The sequence below is a fragment of the Pseudomonas sp. LBUM1643 genome, from assembly GCF_059716215.1.
On record NZ_CP166813.1, the window covers coordinates 3,607,507 to 3,626,747 of the forward strand.

Sequence of the window (19,241 nt, forward strand, 5' to 3'; positions counted from 1 at the left end):
TTCCATGCGCTCTATTCACCCGCTGACAGACCAGAGGGAAGCGCCATGTCGACCATCAGCACCACCGGCAGCAACACCGCCAGCAGCACCACGACCCTGACTCAACGCCTGACCGCCGCCTTGTGTGCGTCGATCCTGGGCGCATGCCTTGTGTACTTTGCCGGGTTCTCCCACATCGAAGCGGTGCACAACGCCGCCCACGATACCCGTCACAGCTCCGCATTCCCGTGCCATTGAGACCTGCCGACATGATCAAGCGTATTGCGCAAACCGCAGGTTTCACCGGGCTGCTGGCCGCCCTCCTGCTGACCCTGCTGCAAAGCTTCTGGGTCGCTCCGCTGATTTTGCAGGCCGAGACCTACGAAAAATCAGAGCCTGTCGCGGTAGAAATCCATGAGCATACCGGCACTGCCATGGCCGCTCATGCCCACGATGCCGAAGCCTGGGAGCCGCAAGACGGCTGGCAGCGCGTGCTGTCCACCACCGGTGGCAACCTGGTTGTAGCGGTTGGTTTCGCCTTGATGCTCGCTGGCCTCTACACCCTGCGTGCGCCCAATAGCACCGCGCAAGGCTTGCTGTGGGGCCTGGCCGGTTACGCCACGTTCGTCCTCGCGCCAACCCTGGGCCTGCCGCCTGAACTGCCAGGCACTGCCGCTGCCGACCTGGCGCAACGCCAGATCTGGTGGATCGGCACCGCCGCCTCTACCGCCGTCGGGATCGCACTGATCGTGTTCAGCCGTCACTGGCTGATGAAGGTCCTGGGCGTGGCGATCCTGGCCGTTCCCCATGTGATCGGCGCGCCGCAACCGGAAGTGCACTCGATGCTCGCCCCGGAAGCGCTGGAAGCTCAATTCAAAATCGCTTCGCAGTTGACCAACGTCGCGTTCTGGCTGGCCCTGGGCCTGATCAGCGCCTGGTTGTTCCGCCGCAAAGGTGAAGGCCAATACCGCGCATGACCCATGCCAGCACAGCGCCGACGCTCGTGGTCGGCCTGGGCTGCCAACGCGGCTGCCCGGTCAGCACGTTGCAGGCACTGCTCGACCAGGCCCTTCAGGCGCATCAGATCGAACTTCACCAGATCAAGGCACTTGCCAGCATCGACCTGAAGCGTGACGAGCCTGGCCTGATCGAGCTCGCCAAACAGTTGGGATTACCGATCATGTACTTCAGCAGCGAGCAGTTGGCGGGTTATCAAGAGCAACTCAGCCATCATTCGGACATCGCCTTTGAGCGCACGGGTTGCTATGGCATCGCCGAAAGCGCCGCACTGGCCCTCGCCGAACAGCTGGCTGACGCACCGGCAAAGCTGCTGATTTCGCGACAAAAATACGCTCAGGCCACCCTCGCATTGGCGTGCACCGCTTAAAATCCTCAATAATCCCCACCCCGATCATGAGCAATCTTCATCTGAAGGTGTGCCTCGCCCCTTTTTTCACAGGATACGACGATGACTGTCTTCTTCATTGGCGCAGGTCCCGGCGACCCGGAACTGATCACCGTCAAAGGCCAGCGGCTGATTCGCAGCTGTCCTGTAATCATCTATGCAGGATCTCTGGTGCCCACTGCAGTCTTGGAGGGGCATCACGCCGAAACGGTGGTGAACAGCGCCGAACTGCATCTGGAGCAGATCATTGAATTGATCAAAACCGCCCACAGCGAAGGCAAGGATGTGGCGCGGGTGCATTCCGGTGATCCGAGCCTGTACGGCGCGATTGGCGAACAGATCCGCTACTTGCGTGAGCTCGACATCCCGTTTGAAATCATTCCCGGCGTGACCGCAACCGCGGCTTGCGCTGCACTGTTGGGGGCTGAACTGACGCTGCCGGATATTTCCCAAAGCGTGATTCTGACCCGTTATGCCGACAAAACCGTAATGCCCGCTGGCGAAGAGCTCGCCAGCCTGGCGCAGCACAAGGCGACCATGGCGATCCATTTGGGGGTCAATCACCTTGAAAAAATCCTCGCCGAATTGCTTCCCCATTACGGCGCCGACTGCCCGATCGCGGTGATCCATCGCGCGTCGTGGCCGGATCAGGATTGGGTCGTGGGGACGATTGAGGACATTGCCGGGAAGGTTGAGGCGAAGGGATTCAGGCGTACAGCATTGATTCTGGTGGGTCGGGTGCTGGGGAGTGATCAGTTCAGCGAGTCGTCGTTGTATCGTGCAGGGCATGCGCATCTATATCGCCCCTAAAGCAGCTGTGGCGAGGGAGCTTGCTCCCGCTGGACCGCGAAGCGGTCCTTAAATCAACCAACGCATTCATCACGGGAAAATGCATTAGCTGCTTTACGATTGCTTCGCAATCGAGCGGGAGCAAGCTCCCTCGCCACAGTGCCGTTTTTTCATTTCGCAGCGAACGCCTTAGTAGTAGGCGTTTTCTTTCTGCGTGTGGTCGGTAACGTCCCGCACACCCTTGAGTTCGGGAACGCGCTCGAGCAAGGTGCGCTCGATGCCTTCACGCAGGGTGACGTCCGCCTGGCCACAGCCCTGGCAGCCGCCGCCGAACTTGAGAACGGCGATACCGTCGTCAACCACGTCTATCAGGCTGACCTGACCGCCGTGGCTGGCAAGCCCCGGGTTGATTTCGGTCTGCAGGTAGTAGTTGATCCGCTCGTTGATCGGGCTGTCGGCGTTGACCATAGGTACTTTGGCGTTTGGCGCCTTGATGGTCAGCTGGCCGCCCATGCGGTCGGTGGCGTAGTCGACAACCGCGTCATCCAGGAAGGCTTCGCTGAACGAATCGATGTAGGCCGTGAAGCTTTTCAGCCCCAGAGCGGTGTCTTCAGGTTTTTCTTCGCCCGGCTTGCAGTAAGCAATGCAGGTTTCGGCGTACTGGGTGCCAGGCTGGGTGATAAAGACGCGGATCCCGATACCCGGGGTGTTCTGCTTGGACAGCAGATCAGCCAGGTAATCGTGGGCGGCGTCGGTGATGGTAATAGCGGTCATGGAAACTCCTCGCAGGCTTGGGCGCAGTTTACGCCAATCAACGCGCCGCACAAAGTCCTAGTATTTTTGTCGGGAAAGCGTCTGGGCCCTCTCTGTGGCTGTCGAGTCATCAATCCGGGCTTTAAGCCACCGATAGCTGCGTTTTTCCACCCATTCGTAACTGGCCCACGAACCCACGCCGATGGCCAGCACGCACACGGCAAACATCACATAAGGGTTCACGCCATAACGTTGCGCGACAAAACCTCCGGCGGACAGCACCAGCACGTGCATCAGGTACACCGAGTAGGAACAATCGCCCAGCAGTTTCAGCACCCGATTGTGTTCGAAGTACCGCTCCAGCGACATGCTCGCCATCACCAGTGCCGCGCTGGGCAGGCCCCAGGTCAATAATCGGGGTTGCGGTGCCAGGTGATAGATCGCCAGCAATGCGCCCCCCATACTCAACAGTGGCACCCACAACCCGGGTTTGATCCAGCCACGACGGTAGATCATGCCGATGGCGATCCCCAGCAAAAACTCATAGACGATGTCTGAACGATAGAACTCACTGATCCAGCCATACCCCGTCCACGCCTGACACACCGCAAACAACAGCGCCGCAACGATCAGCAGCCTGACTTGCAAGCGGAACAACAACGCCCAGGCAAATACCACGTAAAAGAGCATTTCGAAGTTCAGCGTCCAGCCCACATTCAGCGTCGGATAAATCCCGTAGCCGCCGGGGTTTTCGGTAGGAATGAACAACAGCGACAGCAGGAAGTGCGACCAGTCGACCGTTTGGTCCGGCAACACAGGCTGCGCGAACACCACTACCAGCGCCATGAGCACCGTGTACAGCCAGTACGCCGGAACAATGCGAAACAGCCGATACAGCAGGAATCGACCTGGCGGTAGCGATTTGCCCTCGGTGGACAGAAAAATCACCAGACCACTGATAACGAAAAACACATCCACGCCCACGGCGCCCTTGTCGATGAAAAACTGCCCCACCGGGCCACGGGCCTGGAAGTCGAAGAAAATCTGCATGAAATGGTGGCCGACCACCGCCCAGGCCGCGAGTGCACGCAATGCCTGCACTGAAATCAACATCAATCGCCCTCCCGAACACAAATCCACCAATCACCTCAGGTCCCCTGTGGGAGCGAGCTTGCTCGCGATTGCAGCCTGTCAGTCACCTCCTATGTTGACTGTCTGATAGCTATCGCGAGCAAGCTCGCTCCCACAGGGTTTTGTGGTGTCTCTGGATTGGGACAGCAACCGTGATTCAAAGGTCGATCAAAGATTCTCGTACCGATTCATATCCAGCACGCCCTCCTCCAACGGGTCGGTTTCGTGCACGTAGCGGCTCAGATCGTGGAAGTAGAACCAGAACTGCGGATGGCTGCGGCGAATGCCCCAACGCTCGACGATTTTCTCGAAGCGATTGGCGTCCTTGGCGTGTTCCATGGCGTCCACGAACGCCGGAACCTGATCAGCAGGAATGTTGAACATGAAATTCGGATAGCTGCTGAGCACGCCCGGGTAGATAGTCAGCGTGTCGAGCCCTGGCTGATAGCGCAGCGATTCACCCAGCAGAAATGCCACATTGCTGTGCGCGCGGTTGCGCAACAGGCTGTAAACCGCACGTTTGCCACTCGCGGTTTCGATACGCAGCATCGTCGCTTCCGGCAATTGATCGATCACCTTCAAGCCCGCCGCCGGACGGGACGTCAGGGTACTCAAGGCCTGTTCGGCATTCTGTAAATCCACATCGATGTTCGGGCGCGAGCAATAGGCGCCGTTGCAACGGTTGATCGGGTCAGGCCTGGCATTGAGGTCGCCGTACCGCGCCAGCAACTGCATCGAAAAGTCGCGTTTGGGGTCCTTCTCGTCAAGCTTCAGCGCGGTCTCCTTGTTGTCATCGATGGCCTCATAATCCAGCCACATCTTGATTTTGCCGCTGTTCTGATACCAGTCATCCAGGTAACCCTCCCGGGAATCGGCCGGCATCAAGCGCAGGAAATTCTGCTCCGCACCGTTGCGAATCAAGTCGAAATACAGCCGCGTTTGCGCCTGATGGCTGACGTTGCCGAACACGTCGAAGTTAACCGCCAGTTGATAATAGGTGCGTTCCAGCAACGGGAAGTCGAACAGCCACATCGTCTGAGGCACGTCGCCGATCAGGCCCTTGTTCACCGAAGCGCTGTCGAAATGCCGGAAGATGCTCAGCAATGCGTTGTCGTTGCCGGCCCACAAGGTCGACCAACTCGGCGCCGGCGCGTCGGCGTAGCTGTCACGGCGCAATGCCTCGTACTCGTTACGTTTGTTGCGGTAGTCATGCCACAGGGTCAACACGCTGCCGACGTCATCGTTCTGCCCCGGCATTGCCAGTAAAGGCGTGGCCTGGCCACGATAGTTCGGGTCGGTGATGTAGAGGTCGTGTTCCGGCGCCTGGAACAATGCCCAGAAGTTATCGCGAATCACGTCGGTGGCGATCTGGCCACGACAAACCGGCCCACGAATGAACGTGCGCACGAAGTATTCGGCGTTATCGAGCATGAACTGATAGCGCGCCTGCGCCGGAATCGCCTCGAAGGTAGAGAACGGATTGGCCCGGCGTTCAGGCCCGTAACCCGGCAAGGCATCGACCTGCCAGTTACCGCTGTAGAACAGGGTTTTGACCCGCCCCATCTTCGCCGCGCTCAACGGGTAGGTAATGTGGGTCTTTTGCACAATGACGCCCTGCACAGGCCACAGGCGGTAGTACACCTGAGTACCCGGATCGTCGTTGGGACGGCGCGTCTGGATCAGGTCAATGGGCTGGCCCGTCGGCGTACGCGAGCGCACCCACTGGAAGAAATGCCCCGGCTCACCGTCCTTGAAGTAGACGTGCGCCAGAAACCAGTGTTCGAACAACCACCGCCCCACCAGGCTTTCCCGCGCACCGGGCGCATTGAGCAGGTTTTCCCATTGCACCACCTGTAACGCTTCCTGCGCCGACGGTACAAGGCCTTGCTCGTCGATTGGCGCGCCGGAGGCCAGCCAGCGTTGCAGGGTCTGGTATTGCTGGTCAGTCAGGCCCGTGACGGCTAGCGGCATGCCCTCTTTGGGATGAGTGCCGGCATATCCGTCGAACTCGGCCGGCATGGCACACATGTTTTGCCGGTTCATGCCCAGCACGATGTCCTGGGGCAATTTGGCGTTGGGCTGCAACGGGGTGTTGTGGCCCAACTCCAGCATCCTCGCCATCAACGACGCCTGGCTGGCCTGGCCGTCGATGACCGGATAAAAGCCCTTCTGCTGCCAGGCATGTTTGCCAAAGGCGTCGTAAAACAATCGAGTCGGCACAGCCGCAGTGGAGCGTTCGCCGTCGTAGACCGGATTTTTCGTGGCCCCCCGCGAAACGCCCTCCCCGCTGCCCAGGTTGAGCTGACAAGCGGCGTCATTGCAGGCGTGGCAGGCCACACACTTTTCAGTGAAGATCGGTTGTATGTCCCGACTGTAGGAAATGGCCGGGGATGATGCAGGCGCAATGACCGGACCTTGCGCCTCGGCGCCCCAGCTTAAACACAGCACAATCATGCTGATGGCGACGCGATACGACATGTCCCTGGTCCCGATCATGAAAAACGCCGCGATTCTACCGGTCCGGGTCCACCACCAACATGAGCGATATTCATGCAAAACCACGGCATGCTCTAAAAGCGCACAGGTTTGCTATGATCCCGGCCCTTCGTAATGGTCTTTCCGAGTAGTCCACATGTCCGATCGTAGTGTTCGCCTTCAAGCTCTCAAGCACGCCCTCAAAGAGCGCATCCTGATTCTCGATGGCGGCATGGGCACGATGATCCAGAGCTACAAGCTCGAGGAGCAGGACTACCGTGGTAAACGCTTCGCCGACTGGCCGAGTGACGTCAAGGGCAACAACGACCTGCTGGTACTGACCCGCCCGGACGTCATCGGCTCAATTGAAAAGGCTTACCTGGATGCCGGCGCCGACATTCTGGAAACCAACACCTTCAACGCCACTCAGGTTTCCCTGGCCGATTACGGCATGCAAGGCCTGGCGTACGAGTTAAACGTAGAAGGTGCGCGCCTGGCCCGCAAGGTCGCCGACGCCAAGACCCTGGAAACCCCGGACAAGCCGCGCTTTGTTGCCGGCGTGATCGGGCCGACCAGCCGCACCTGCTCGCTGTCGCCTGACGTGAACAACCCCGGCTACCGCAACGTGACCTTCGATGAGCTGGTGGAAAACTACACCGAAGCCGCCAAAGGTCTGATCGAAGGCGGCTCCGACCTGATTCTGATCGAAACCATTTTCGACACCCTCAACGCCAAGGCGGCAATCTTCGCCGTACAAGGGGTGTTCGAAGAACTGGGCTTCGAACTGCCGATCATGATTTCCGGCACCATCACCGACGCTTCCGGCCGCACACTGTCCGGCCAGACCACCGAAGCGTTCTGGAACTCCGTGGCCCACGCCAAACCGATCTCGGTCGGCCTGAACTGCGCCCTGGGTGCCAGCGAGCTGCGTCCGTACCTGGAAGAACTGTCGAACAAGGCCGGCACCCACGTATCTGCGCACCCGAACGCCGGCCTGCCGAACGAATTCGGCGAGTACGACGAACTGCCATCGCAAACAGCCAAAGTCATCGAGGAGTTCGCCCAAAGCGGCTTCCTGAACATCGTCGGCGGTTGCTGCGGCACCACGCCGGGCCACATCGAAGCCATCGCCAAAGCGGTGGCCGGTTACGCGCCGCGCGAGATTCCGGACATTCCCAAGGCCTGTCGCCTCTCGGGCCTGGAACCTTTCACCATCGATCGCAGTTCGCTGTTCGTGAACGTTGGCGAGCGGACCAACATTACCGGTTCCGCCAAGTTTGCCCGCCTGATCCGCGAAGACAACTACACCGAAGCGCTGGAAGTTGCCCTGCAACAGGTTGAAGCCGGTGCGCAGATCATCGACATCAACATGGACGAAGGGATGCTCGATTCGAAGAAGGCCATGGTGACCTTCCTCAATCTGATTGCCGGTGAACCGGACATTTCCCGCGTGCCGATCATGATCGACTCCTCGAAATGGGAAGTGATCGAAGCCGGCCTGAAGTGCATTCAAGGCAAGGGCATCGTCAACTCGATCAGCATGAAAGAAGGCGTTGAGCAGTTCATTCACCACGCCAAACTGTGCAAGCGCTACGGCGCCGCCGTGGTGGTGATGGCGTTCGACGAAGCCGGCCAGGCCGACACCGAAGCGCGCAAGAAAGAAATCTGCAAACGCTCCTACGACATTCTGGTCAACGAAGTGGGCTTCCCGCCGGAAGACATCATCTTCGACCCGAACATTTTCGCCGTCGCCACCGGCATCGAAGAACATAACAACTACGCTGTGGACTTCATCAATGCCTGCGCCTACATCCGCGACGAGCTGCCGTATGCGCTGACGTCCGGTGGCGTGTCCAACGTGTCGTTCTCGTTCAGGGGCAACAACCCGGTGCGCGAAGCGATTCACTCGGTGTTCCTGCTGTACGCGATCCGTAACGGCCTGACCATGGGCATCGTCAATGCCGGCCAGCTGGAGATCTACGACCAGATCCCGGCCGAGCTGCGTGACGCCGTGGAAGACGTGGTGCTGAACCGCACCCCGGAAGGCACCGACGCCCTCCTCGCCATCGCCGACAAATACAAGGGCGACGGCAGCGTCAAGGAAGCCGAGACCGAGGAATGGCGCGGCTGGCCGGTCAACAAGCGTCTGGAGCATGCGCTGGTCAAAGGCATCACCACGCATATCGTTGAAGACACCGAAGAGTCGCGCCAATCGTTCGCCCGTCCGATCGAAGTGATCGAAGGCCCGTTGATGTCCGGCATGAACATCGTCGGCGACCTGTTCGGCGCCGGCAAAATGTTCCTTCCGCAAGTGGTGAAATCCGCCCGCGTGATGAAGCAGGCCGTGGCCCACTTGATCCCGTTCATCGAACTGGAAAAAGGCGACAAGCCCGAAGCCAAGGGCAAGATCCTGATGGCCACGGTCAAGGGTGACGTGCACGACATCGGCAAGAACATCGTCGGCGTGGTGTTGGGTTGCAACGGCTACGACATCGTCGACCTCGGCGTGATGGTGCCGGCGGAAAAAATCCTGCAAATGGCCAAGGAGCAGAAGTGCGACATCATTGGCCTGTCCGGTCTGATCACCCCTTCGCTGGATGAAATGGTTCACGTGGCCCGCGAGATGCAGCGCCAGGATTTCCACCTGCCACTGATGATCGGAGGCGCAACCACTTCCAAAGCGCACACGGCGGTGAAGATCGAGCCCAAGTACAGCAACGATGCAGTGATCTACGTGACCGACGCCTCGCGCGCCGTGGGCGTGGCGACACAGTTGCTGTCCAAGGAGTTGAAACCGGCGTTCGTCGAAAAAACCCGTCTGGAGTACATCGAAGTTCGCGAGCGCACCGCCAATCGCAGCGCCCGCACTGAACGCTTGAGCTACCCGGCCGCCATCGCCAAGAAACCGCAGTTCGACTGGAGCACCTACACCCCGGTCAAACCGACGTTCACCGGCGCCAAGGTGCTGGACAACATCGACTTGAAAGTCCTGGCCGAATACATCGACTGGACGCCGTTTTTCATCTCCTGGGACCTGGCAGGCAAGTTCCCGCGCATCCTGCAGGACGAAGTGGTCGGTGAAGCCGCCACCGCACTCTACGCAGACGCCCGGGAAATGCTCGCCAAACTGATCGACGAGAAACTCATCAGTGCCCGCGCGGTGTTCGGTTTCTGGCCGGCCAATCAGGTGCGCGACGACGACATCGAAGTCTACGGCGATGACGGCAAGCCAATCGCCAAGCTGCATCACCTGCGTCAGCAGATCATCAAGACCGACGGCAAGCCGAACTTCTCCCTGGCCGACTTCGTGGCACCGAAGGACAGCGAAGTGGCCGACTACGTGGGTGGTTTCATCACCACCGCCGGCATCGGCGCCGAGGAAGTGGCGAAGGCCTATCAGGACGCTGGCGACGACTACAACTCGATCATGGTCAAGGCACTGGCCGACCGCTTGGCCGAGGCGTGTGCCGAGTGGTTGCACCAGCAGGTGCGTAAAGACTACTGGGGTTACGCCAAGGACGAGACCCTGGACAACGAGGCATTGATCAAAGAGCAATACACCGGCATCCGCCCTGCTCCGGGCTACCCGGCCTGCCCGGATCACACCGAGAAAGGCACGCTGTTCGCCCTGCTCGATCCCGAAGCCAGTGAAATGCAGGCTGGGCGCAGCGGTGTGTTCCTTACCGAGCATTACGCGATGTTCCCGGCAGCGGCGGTCAGCGGCTGGTACTTCGCTCACCCGCAGGCGCAATACTTCGCCGTGGGCAAGATCGACAAGGACCAGGTGCAGAGCTACACGTCGCGCAAAGGTCAGGAGTTGAGCGTGACCGAGCGGTGGCTGGCGCCGAACCTGGGTTACGACAACTAAGTCTGTCTGTGGGCGCAAGGCTTGCCCGCGAAGTTTTTGGCGTATTCAAGGACGCCATCGCGGGCAAGCCATGTTCCTACAGACCGGAGCCACGCCAACGGATTCAGATGGAAGGCTCGAACTCAGTTACGTCGTGAAGGCCCGGGTTGGGGCTCACGCGTGCCGGGTTGCTCAGTGTTGCTGGCGAGACTCTGGAGATCCCGTACTTCTCTTCGAGACAACTCGATCAGTTTCTGCTTGCGACTGGCTTGAATGATTTTGCCCAGTGTCACCACCTCCTTATCGTAATCCTGCGCACTGATGTCCCCCCTTTCTCTACGATCCTCCAGTTCGCTCAGTCCCTGTTGACGTTCTTCATCGATGGCATCATTGATGCCGGCGATTTCGTCTGGATATCGCTCCTCCAGATAACTCGTCCAATAATCACGGGCGACCATACTGTCCAGGAGCGCGTCGGAATGCTCGGCAGCAAGAATTGACGCCCGGGTATCAGCCAAAAGTCGCCCACTGATCGGTCTATCGAATGCCATGTGGGTAGGCTGCCCCGGCAAATCCAGCCCGTCTGCCCACCCCCCCCTCAATCCAATTCGATAGCGCAGGCGCACCTCGGCTCTATCGCGGTGCTGTGCCGCCGCATCCGCCAATGTCTCTACCCTGTCCAGCCTGAACAGTTGCCGTGACAACCTCAACAAGGCCTGGCCTCTGCGCATGGGGCGGCCTGGGGGAATGTTGCGCAAAGCGTGGTACACGTACACCCGGACTTCCAGCTCGCTGAACGTCAGGATTCGGCCGTCAATGCAGGTGCCGTGGGTCTCGGCGTTATGGAACAGCAACTCCCGCAGTTCGGTATTTTCGGCAGCGGCTTCCATGACGTCCCAAAGCCGTCGCGTCAGGTCAGCGCCAACAAATCTGAATTCATCGGTATCACGCAACAGCGTAATCAACTGAAAGAAACGTTCATGATTCTCTTCCTGGGCCAGTTGCCTCCAGAGTACCCTTCTGACGATTGCCAGCTCAGAACGCGTGTTGGCAAGCCATGGTTCCAATGCCGGGTCTGCAGTATCGAGTCCAGGGTTCAAGAGGGGTTCGACAGGTTGAACGACCGCATGTGTGTCAGGGCGACCTCCACCGTCACTGTCACTGTCACTGTCACCGTCACTGTCATCGTCCGAATCCCCATCAGAGCCGATTTCATCATCAGTAAGGGGATCCTCGATTCGCCTGATGATTTCCTCTCGGGAAATCCCCATCACGTCCCCGCGCCCGTTTGCATCACCATAATCCCTGAGCTGTTCAAGTGTTTGTAGCGAAAGCTCAAGGTTATCGGACAAATCCGTGCCGGCCACCAATCCATCATGATTGCCGTTGAGCAACTCACCCGGGATTTGCGTGATGGAGTTGCCGCTCAGGTTCATTGTGCTCAGGTGCCCAGCATCCAGCGCCCCCTCGGGCCACTGCCGGAGACCGTTGTAACCAAGATCCAGCGTCTCCAGTCGGCTGAATGCGCGAACACTGAACCCGTCCAGCGTGTTCTGGCTCAAATCCAGCCAACGCAGGCGCTCTGTGCCCAGTTGTTGATAGAGAGGTACAGGATCCGCGATGTGGTTGGCGGCCAGTTCCAATCGCTCAAGCTGACTCATGTGCTGAACGGCGCTTGGCAATTGCGTGAGCTCGTTACCGCTCAACGCCAAACTGTTCAGACGAGGGAAAGCATTCAAGAAATCGTTGGAGCCTTGAGCGGTGAGCCTGACGCCCGTCAGGTCCAGCGTTGTCACCTGTGGAAACTGCACCTCAAGTTCAGGCAGATCACCCGTCTGCAGGCCATTGAGTTTTAGTTCTTGCCCTGGGGCGGTGCTGTGATCTATCAAACCTTCCTGCCACAACTCCTGGATGCGCAATGCTGCGAAGGAGCGGGTTTCCGAGGAGACGAGGGTTCCGGCCGTTCGTACTTCCCGGGTGTAGAGCCAGCTGTTCAACCGCCGCGTCAGCGAAACGCATGTCTGGTTCCAGTCGTTGATCTGCGTATCTATTTGCACAGTGTTCATGCCATCGCTGCGTAGGCGCTGGATCCTTTGCAGGGCCTGGTCCTCGGTCATGACCGGGTTCAAACGGCGCAAGCGCTCGACAAAACCGGCGGCCCCTTCGATGTCGACGGCCTGCTCGGGCAATGACAGTAAATTACGAGCGATCGACCAACCGGTCTCTGTCGGCGGGAAATCCGATGGCACCGCCTCCTGCGCAAAACGTTGCAATGTCCCTTCGGACAATCCCTTTGCGTTCTCGATCCGCTGCTGCGCCGCTTTCAGGGAGGCCTCGCCTTGAACGCTGAATGCGTTACCCGTCAGACTGGTTTTCATCAGTGCATCTTCGTGGGAAAGCGCCTCGGGAGAAAGCGATGTCAGCCCGTTGTCACGCAAGTCAAGCCAGGACAGTTGAGGCAAGCTTTCGGCCCCCTTCGGCCACGCCTGCAATTTCGTCCCTCTCAGGTTCAGCGCCTTCAACTGAGTCATCGCGCTGACATCAAGATTGTTCAACGGGTTATTGCCCGCGTTCAGGTACTCAAGATTTTTCAGCCCATTGAATTGGTTCTGGACGGTCGGCGTGACGACAATACGGTTGTTGTACAGGTCAAGCCGAGTCAAATCCGGAAGGTCACCGGGAACGATCGGCAGCTCGGTCAAGCCATTACCGCTGATTTCAAGGGTTCGCGTTCCGCTGAACGCCTGAACAAAACCACGTGTTTGCTCGATAGGCACATCCAGCCATCCGAGACGCAATGTTTGAACATGGGAAAAACTGCCCGCCGGCAAGCGTGGAAGCGTCTTGATTTTTTCATCGCGAAGCACTTCGGACATGCGCAACCCGACGTTTGGCAGTTCGAACACGGACACATCTGCGACCAATCCATAGCGTTGGCGCACGGCCCCACGCCAGCTCGTCTCAAGGGCAAGAAACACACTGGCGTTATGCCCTGAAACCGAACGAAAGGAACGTTGCGCCCATCTCAACCCTGCGAACCCGGTCGGTTCATAGAATGGCCGAAAGATTCCGGTATGCTCAGCGCTCAGGGCCTCAATGGCGGCGAGCCGGGTCCGGGGAGTGTTCCAGGTACTCATGATTCTCGCGTGCAGAGGGTCCATGAAACCGGCGTCTCCCATCAGGAACTTCAGTTCCCCGCGACAATATTCATTCACCATCTGATTCACATCAGCCAGATGCCCCAACGGCCCAGAGTAATTGCTTGCGTACTCAAAAGCAGGTTTGAAGGCCTCGACAGAAAATCTGGACCAATCCATCGACAAGCCCGCCCACAGTTTTTCATGGCCGGTAAACAACGCATCGGGAAGTGTGCTGATAGCAGTTTTTGACAGGTCCAGACGTTCAAGCTGCTCCAGTTTTTGACCGTAGGACGGCCATTGCGTCAAAGAATAGGGCGCGTTTAATTTCAATGATTTAAGTTGGCTAAACGACGCCAAATCAATTGCATGGATTGCCTCAGAGGTAAAACCGGAGTAGTCGATGTCCAACGACTCCAGAGAAGTGAGCGCATTCAGTCGGGTCGGGAAATCCGCTGCCAGTGAATTCGCATCTGTCGAAAACCTCAGATGCGTCAGCGCCTGCATTTCACCGACCACCTGCGGCAAAGAAGTGAGTGGTTGGCGCCTGGCTGCAAGACCGCCAAAGGCACTTCCTTTGCCACCTATCGACAGTGTTCTGACGTTTGGAAAACGTGCAAGCAATGCATCGGCATTAGCGTCCGTCATGCCGCGTCCCGCTACCGATAGTTCACGGACATGCGAAAAGTCCGTGGTGAGCGGTGGCAATGGCTCATCACAGATAAGGTTCAGCTGCGCGGCTTCGGAGACTTCCCCGGCTAACGGAGTGTTACGCCAGCTGGTCTTGAACGCTTGCGCGACTTGAGTCCTGTGGTGAAAGCTTGAGCTCCCGGGGGTTCCAACCCATTGATCTAGTGACCAGTTCAGCGCCTGCCAATCACGCGTACGTGTTTCCAGAACATTATAGATTTGCTTCTCGGTCTGCCCGAGCTGTTGTCGGATAAATGCGTCTGCCTGTGCTGGAGTCGGATAGAGCGCCTCGACCCGGGAAATCAAGGACGGACTCAGCCCTTTGCCGCGCCCGCTGGCGTAGTAACCCAGCAGTTTCTCGTTGACCCGCACCGGTGGCTTGAACGGCTTGGCTTGTGGCTCGAGCACACGCGCTGCTTCACTGCGGTGAGCGTCCGCATAATCGATGATTTTTCTTTGCAGCTCGCTGCTTTGACTGCCCCTGGAAACCCCCAGGTTGGAGCGCGCGTCATCAGGCAAGGCATGCATGATGGATGCGTAGAAATTATCGCCCTGCCTGGGCAGGCTGTTGAGTGTCTCTCCCCGGCCGTTGAACGCCTGGTACTGTGGACCGTTTTTTATCAGGTATTTCTTCTCGGGTGCGGCCTCGCCACCAATACTGTCAAGCAGCGTACCCGTGTCACTCCCATCGCGGACCTCCAGACGCAATGTATCCGGCCAGCCCGGGAGGTTTTCCAGGGCGTGCAAGGCCAATCGCCGACTGTCTGCCGAGGCCATATTTTCGCTGCGCAACCCCGCGTATGCCCGAGTCTGGCGGCCTTGCAGCGCGTACCACCGAGCGTCCTCAAGCATTTTCAAAGGAGTGCGGTGCGTGGCGTCCAGTCGTGCGAGGTCATCCGGGCTGCCATGGGCCAGAACCTCGCGCGCAGCGGCGTCGCTGAGCCCGGGACATTCGCGCTGCAACTTGCTGATCCGGACATCCCCCGGATCGGCGCGTTTGTATAGCGCGTCAAAAATGGCTGGCTGACGAGTCTGCGCGTAGTCGGCAAATTGCCTGCCAAGCTCTTCGGATCTTAATGCGCGGACACGTGCCCCCTCCCCTCCAAGCAGGTGGGTGATTTCGGATTCATTCAGTGCTGCCAGAATGCGAGTGGGCAACGCTCCTTTCAAGACATCTGCCCGGCTCACCTTGATCAGGGGTTTGCCGGCATCACCACGCCAAGGACGCTCAGTGCCATACTTGATCGATTCCCCCGACAGGCCGGGCCCTTCGAAGACTTCCAGCACCCGACCGGTCGGCCATCTTGGCATCCTCGTCACCAACGGCAACGCATGGAAGTAGCGATCATCAATCGGTCGCGTCCCGTGCAGTTGCTCGATCACCTGCCCCGCCCCCGAATCAGCGTTGAACAGACGCATGGCATCTGTCAGCTCGGGTGGAGGCGCGGCGTGATCCACGTGCATTTTGCGCAAAGCGTTATCGCTCACGCCGCTGACATCGGCGGCCCTGAGCAGCGCTGCGTCAGAAAACGCCTCGGTTTCGTGGCCCATACGGCGCAACAGTGTCAGACGGTCCCAGGTCAGCGGACGCTCCAGCGTGTGGCGCCACGCCCCGAGGCCGTTACCTTCGAGAACAGGCTGATAAGCGTTAGCGTCGGTTGGATGCTTGATGCGCCATTTCTGGATCGACTCGTCAAAGAACTTCTCGTAAACCATGTCGCCTTCGCGGATGTACGTTCTGCCGTCTATAACGTGTTGCCCCAACGCATTCGGACGGGAATGGGCGTCCAGCGTCACGCGGCTTTCATAACCACCAAGGTCCGGCCTCCATAGTCGTGTTTCACCATTGGGCAGCGTGACGGGATGCAGGTCGTCAATCAAAGGCTCGGGCTTGACCGCCGTCAGTTTACCGACCCCTGCTCCCACGCCCGCCATTACACCAATCAGCGCCAGGTTCTCGGCCACGTCGACCAGGTGTGCCTTGGCCGCCCGCTTATCACCCTCACTCCACTCAACGGCACCTTCCAGGGTTTCGTACAACAGCTGGCCCGCCATGACCACCATCATCACTTCGCCCAGCACCGGAATGAACATGGACACCATGTTCACCCCCAACATGCCGATCTGAAGGAGGCGGGCAAGTTTCGCCTCTCGCGCCTTGACGTCAACGTCATTGGAGGGCACTGCATGGCTGCGGGCGTCGGCCAGGACCTTGTCGCGGTTTTGTTCGTAAAGATAGGTCCAAAGATCAACGTTTTCAGCCCAGATGCCTCGTCCCTTACGGGTGACGCTCGATGGCGCGATGTAAGGTTCAGACGCAGGCTCCATTTTGCCGGGCCGCTCAGGAGGCAACTCCTTGATATAGGTAAGGGATGAAGCCGTACTGATGAACTCGACAACTGTTCTCCAAGGAGACCTGAAGACGTCGCTTGGGGAGTCCGCCGACTTTTGAGTAAACTGGCTGAAGTAATAGGATCGCTGATCGTACGGCACGAATTGGCTGAAAAAACGCTGGTAGTTGTTCGGTTCGCTGACACCGGGGTGCAAGGCGTCCGGGCCCATGAACAGGCGTTTGAACTCCTGCTCCATCTGCGACCCGCTGTAACGCTTGAACGGGTGCGCCGGATCGTGGGGAATGTAAAGAATCAACTCATCGTTATAGCGATACTTTCACAGATCACGAACGCCACGCAGCCTGTCATCCTGTGCTTCATCAAGCCCATGTCGTGGAACCAGACTTGTTTTTTGCCCATCCAGGGATGGACCTCACCGTTGATCACCGACAGGATCATCGCGTGATCCTTTGCTTCGATATCATTTGTTATCAATGCCTGTTCAGCGGCGGCTCTCATGGCCGCTTTTTGGCTGGCAATGAAGTGTTGTCGAAGTGTCGCTTCAGCCCCTGCGTCCGCAGGGTGGAAGAACGACTGCAGATAGGCCTGGTATTTCGCCCCGATATCAAGGCTTCGGCACAGGGCCATAAACTGGCTGACCGTCAGGTTTACGGCCGCTGACGCGTACGTATCGGGTGTGGAAGTGGCCACCAAAAACCCGGAAGTCTTATGGTACGCCCCAGGGTTGCATTCCCAGGCTTCGAAGTTATGCAATGCCGCCTGCAGCATCGACAATTTCATAAACTCGAACGACGAAATTTCCACTTCTAAAACACCCAGCGCCAAAGGCCGCCTCAGGCACAAGTGTGTCTTTTTGACATCCACTTCTACCGCGTACTGGTCTTTGAGTGCCTTGAGCAGCAACGGCTCGGCGAACGCGTCGATGTCCTTGAAGGTCGACATCGTCTTATCCAGCCGGGCCTGCGCGACAGCACTGGCCTTGAAGCTTTCATTGATAATCTTGCGTTGTCCGGGCGTGGCGTTCAGATACCAGGCCGGCATGACCGTTCCTGCCTCCTTGAGCGCCGTCCTTCGTTGCGGCGAAGCGTCAACCAGCCACTGGGGGATCGCTTTTTCGAGGAACTCGCCGTGGATGCTATCAGTCGCTGACGGCTTTTCGTCTTTGGTGGGGTGGGGCGATTGCGAGGACATGAGTCACTCCTTTGCTTAGGGAGCGACAGCACACCATTCGCCGCGATTTCATCTGCGGTACATAGATAGTGTCCGGGACGGGATCCTGTATCCCGCTGCTTGATCGAAGGCACCCGACGGCAAATTGTCTATGCTCTGTATCAACGCGACTTTCGTAACGAGGGATTTATGGACGATCCAGTCGACAACAAACCGCCGAGCTTCTGGCAGATGCTGCACAGTGTCATGGCCGCGGCGTTTGGTGTGCAAAGCGGAAAAAATCGGGCTCGCGACTTTACCCATGGCAAACCGAGCCACTTCGTCATCCTGGGGATTTTGTTCACGGCGGTGTTCGCTTTGACGCTGTTCGTCATCGTCAAACTGGTGCTGCATCTGGCGGGCGTATGACGCGGCTTAACGCATCAACGTTTGCAAGGTGAATGGATAACGATAGGACGTCGGTTTGCCTTTCGCGGACAAGCGACGGAAATCGACGCCGTAGTCCGTCGAGGTTTTTATGGCCAATAATCGCTTGGCCTGCACCTCGTCAATCAGCTGCAACAGCGAAATTTTCCGGTCACGGCCGCCGTACTGGTTCAGGTCTACCCCCTGATCAAGGTCATGCAACTCCACCAGCGCCCAGCCGCCCAACGTGAAATGTCCGCCCAACAACACACTCAGGCGCCCGTCCATCTTCGCCTGCAACGCCTCGGGCGAGGTGTTCACCGCGCTGAACAACGCGTCCTTGCCCGGCACGCCCCCCGCCTCCGAAAATGCCTGCATGGCGCCAAACGCCATTTCATCATTGGCCGACCACACCAGCGACACCTTTGGATAGCGCTGAAACAACAGCTTGGCCTGTTCATGCGCCCGCTCCCGGGTCCAGCCGCTATAAACCAGTTGGCGCAACCGCACTTCAGGGTGTTCGGCCAGGGCGCGCTGCATGCCTCGTTCACGCAATTGGGCCGACGGTGTGATCTTCAGGCCAGAGAACGCCAGCAATTCGATCACCTGGCCCGGCGCCACGGGCGGATGCTGGCGAATCAGCTCCTTGAGCATCAGGTAGCCGCCCTCCTCGTCGTTGGGGACCAGGCTGCCCAACAAATCGGGCCGCTGGCCCATCAGGCTCAACTGATCAGGCGTCAACGACGCATTGACCATGAACAGCTTCACGCCGCTGCCTTGGGCCATGCGCATGATTTGCGGGGCGACATATTGTTCGTTGACGAAGACCAGATAGTCTGGACGGTCGGGGCCTTGCAGCGCCTGGCGAGCTTGCGCCAGCGTACGCTCGGGCATGCGCTCGGCATAGAGGGTTTGCAGGTCGATGCCCAAATCATCGGCGGCCGCCTGCATGAACTGCGTATAGGTGACCCAGAACGTTTCCTCAGTGGCCCCCGGGTTCAGGAACACCACCGACTCGGCTCGCGCAACCTGACCGTAGACCGCCAGGGTCATCAGCAGGAAGGTGTAGAAAAACTTGAGCATTGATCGTCCGAGCCCCGAAAATC

12 protein-coding genes are annotated in these 19,241 nt (G+C 58.7%); 6 read left to right on the forward strand and 6 right to left on the reverse strand.

The window, feature by feature from the left end:
- Positions 1-45: 45 nt before the first annotated feature.
- From ACA063_RS16125 to cobM, 4 genes are all read left to right on the forward strand, one after another.
- Positions 46-237 carry a CbtB domain-containing protein gene (locus tag ACA063_RS16125; RefSeq protein ID WP_162439333.1) on the forward strand — a complete coding sequence of 64 codons (192 nt, stop codon included), beginning with the start codon at positions 46-48 and terminating at the stop codon, positions 235-237.
- A gap of 11 nt (positions 238-248) precedes the next feature.
- Positions 249-956, forward strand: coding sequence for a CbtA family protein (locus tag ACA063_RS16130; RefSeq protein WP_497662444.1), 708 nt, complete (start codon positions 249-251; stop codon positions 954-956).
- Positions 953-1,366 (forward strand): cobalamin biosynthesis protein, encoded by a 414-nt coding sequence (locus tag ACA063_RS16135; protein WP_497662445.1) that lies wholly within the window; start codon positions 953-955, stop codon positions 1,364-1,366. Before ACA063_RS16130 ends, ACA063_RS16135 begins: the two co-directional genes overlap by 4 nt.
- 81 nt (positions 1,367-1,447) lie before the next feature.
- Complete coding sequence (cobM, locus tag ACA063_RS16140) at positions 1,448-2,194, forward strand: precorrin-4 C(11)-methyltransferase (RefSeq protein WP_497662446.1); 747 nt, start codon at positions 1,448-1,450, stop codon at positions 2,192-2,194.
- A 168-nt stretch (positions 2,195-2,362) separates the two neighbouring features.
- Here the strand turns inward: cobM and nfuA are convergent, their stop codons facing one another.
- The 3 genes from nfuA to ACA063_RS16155 form a co-directional block, all read right to left on the reverse strand.
- Positions 2,363-2,947: a Fe-S biogenesis protein NfuA gene (nfuA, locus tag ACA063_RS16145; RefSeq protein WP_045057579.1), complete on the reverse strand. Its 585-nt coding sequence runs from the start codon at positions 2,945-2,947 to the stop codon at positions 2,363-2,365.
- Between the two features lie 57 nt (positions 2,948-3,004).
- Positions 3,005-4,039: an acyltransferase family protein gene (locus tag ACA063_RS16150; protein ID WP_497662447.1), complete on the reverse strand. Its 1,035-nt coding sequence runs from the start codon at positions 4,037-4,039 to the stop codon at positions 3,005-3,007.
- A 186-nt stretch (positions 4,040-4,225) separates the two neighbouring features.
- Positions 4,226-6,535: a fatty acid cis/trans isomerase gene (locus ACA063_RS16155; RefSeq protein WP_497662448.1), complete on the reverse strand. Its 2,310-nt coding sequence runs from the start codon at positions 6,533-6,535 to the stop codon at positions 4,226-4,228.
- Positions 6,536-6,689: 154 nt separating this feature from the next.
- On the opposite strand from ACA063_RS16155, the gene metH reads away from it, so the two are divergent.
- A complete protein-coding gene (metH, locus tag ACA063_RS16160; protein ID WP_497662449.1) occupies positions 6,690-10,400 on the forward strand; it encodes a methionine synthase in 3,711 nt (1,236 codons plus the stop codon).
- Positions 10,401-10,522: 122 nt separating this feature from the next.
- Here metH and ACA063_RS16165 read toward each other — a convergent pair whose 3' ends face one another.
- Both ACA063_RS16165 and ACA063_RS16170 read right to left on the reverse strand, forming a co-directional pair.
- Positions 10,523-16,855 (reverse strand): NEL-type E3 ubiquitin ligase domain-containing protein, encoded by a 6,333-nt coding sequence (locus tag ACA063_RS16165; protein ID WP_497662450.1) that lies wholly within the window; start codon positions 16,853-16,855, stop codon positions 10,523-10,525.
- A complete protein-coding gene (locus tag ACA063_RS16170; RefSeq protein ID WP_497662451.1) occupies positions 16,852-17,751 on the reverse strand; it encodes a dermonecrotic toxin domain-containing protein in 900 nt (299 codons plus the stop codon). Before ACA063_RS16170 ends, ACA063_RS16165 begins: the two co-directional genes overlap by 4 nt.
- 168 nt (positions 17,752-17,919) lie before the next feature.
- On the opposite strand from ACA063_RS16170, the gene ACA063_RS16175 reads away from it, so the two are divergent.
- Positions 17,920-18,138 (forward strand): DUF2970 domain-containing protein, encoded by a 219-nt coding sequence (locus tag ACA063_RS16175; RefSeq protein ID WP_497662452.1) that lies wholly within the window; start codon positions 17,920-17,922, stop codon positions 18,136-18,138.
- Positions 18,139-18,144: 6 nt separating this feature from the next.
- Here the strand turns inward: ACA063_RS16175 and ACA063_RS16180 are convergent, their stop codons facing one another.
- Positions 18,145-19,218 (reverse strand): ABC transporter substrate-binding protein, encoded by a 1,074-nt coding sequence (locus tag ACA063_RS16180; RefSeq protein ID WP_497662453.1) that lies wholly within the window; start codon positions 19,216-19,218, stop codon positions 18,145-18,147.
- Between the last annotated feature and the right edge of the window lie 23 nt (positions 19,219-19,241).

Excerpts from the sequence above, each read along its gene's own strand:
- ACA063_RS16125 (WP_162439333.1), top strand. The coding sequence starts at position 46 with ATGTCGACCATCAGCACCACCGGCAGCAACACCGCCAGCAGCACCACG.
- ACA063_RS16130 (WP_497662444.1), top strand. The coding sequence starts at position 249 with ATGATCAAGCGTATTGCGCAAACCGCAGGTTTCACCGGGCTGCTGGCC.
- ACA063_RS16135 (WP_497662445.1), top strand. The coding sequence starts at position 953 with ATGACCCATGCCAGCACAGCGCCGACGCTCGTGGTCGGCCTGGGCTGC.
- cobM (WP_497662446.1), top strand. The coding sequence starts at position 1,448 with ATGACTGTCTTCTTCATTGGCGCAGGTCCCGGCGACCCGGAACTGATC.
- nfuA (WP_045057579.1), bottom strand. The coding sequence starts at position 2,947 with ATGACCGCTATTACCATCACCGACGCCGCCCACGATTACCTGGCTGAT.
- ACA063_RS16150 (WP_497662447.1), bottom strand. The coding sequence starts at position 4,039 with ATGTTGATTTCAGTGCAGGCATTGCGTGCACTCGCGGCCTGGGCGGTG.
- ACA063_RS16155 (WP_497662448.1), bottom strand. The coding sequence starts at position 6,535 with ATGTCGTATCGCGTCGCCATCAGCATGATTGTGCTGTGTTTAAGCTGG.
- metH (WP_497662449.1), top strand. The coding sequence starts at position 6,690 with ATGTCCGATCGTAGTGTTCGCCTTCAAGCTCTCAAGCACGCCCTCAAA.
- ACA063_RS16170 (WP_497662451.1), bottom strand. The coding sequence starts at position 17,751 with ATGTCCTCGCAATCGCCCCACCCCACCAAAGACGAAAAGCCGTCAGCG.
- ACA063_RS16175 (WP_497662452.1), top strand. The coding sequence starts at position 17,920 with ATGGACGATCCAGTCGACAACAAACCGCCGAGCTTCTGGCAGATGCTG.
- ACA063_RS16180 (WP_497662453.1), bottom strand. The coding sequence starts at position 19,218 with ATGCTCAAGTTTTTCTACACCTTCCTGCTGATGACCCTGGCGGTCTAC.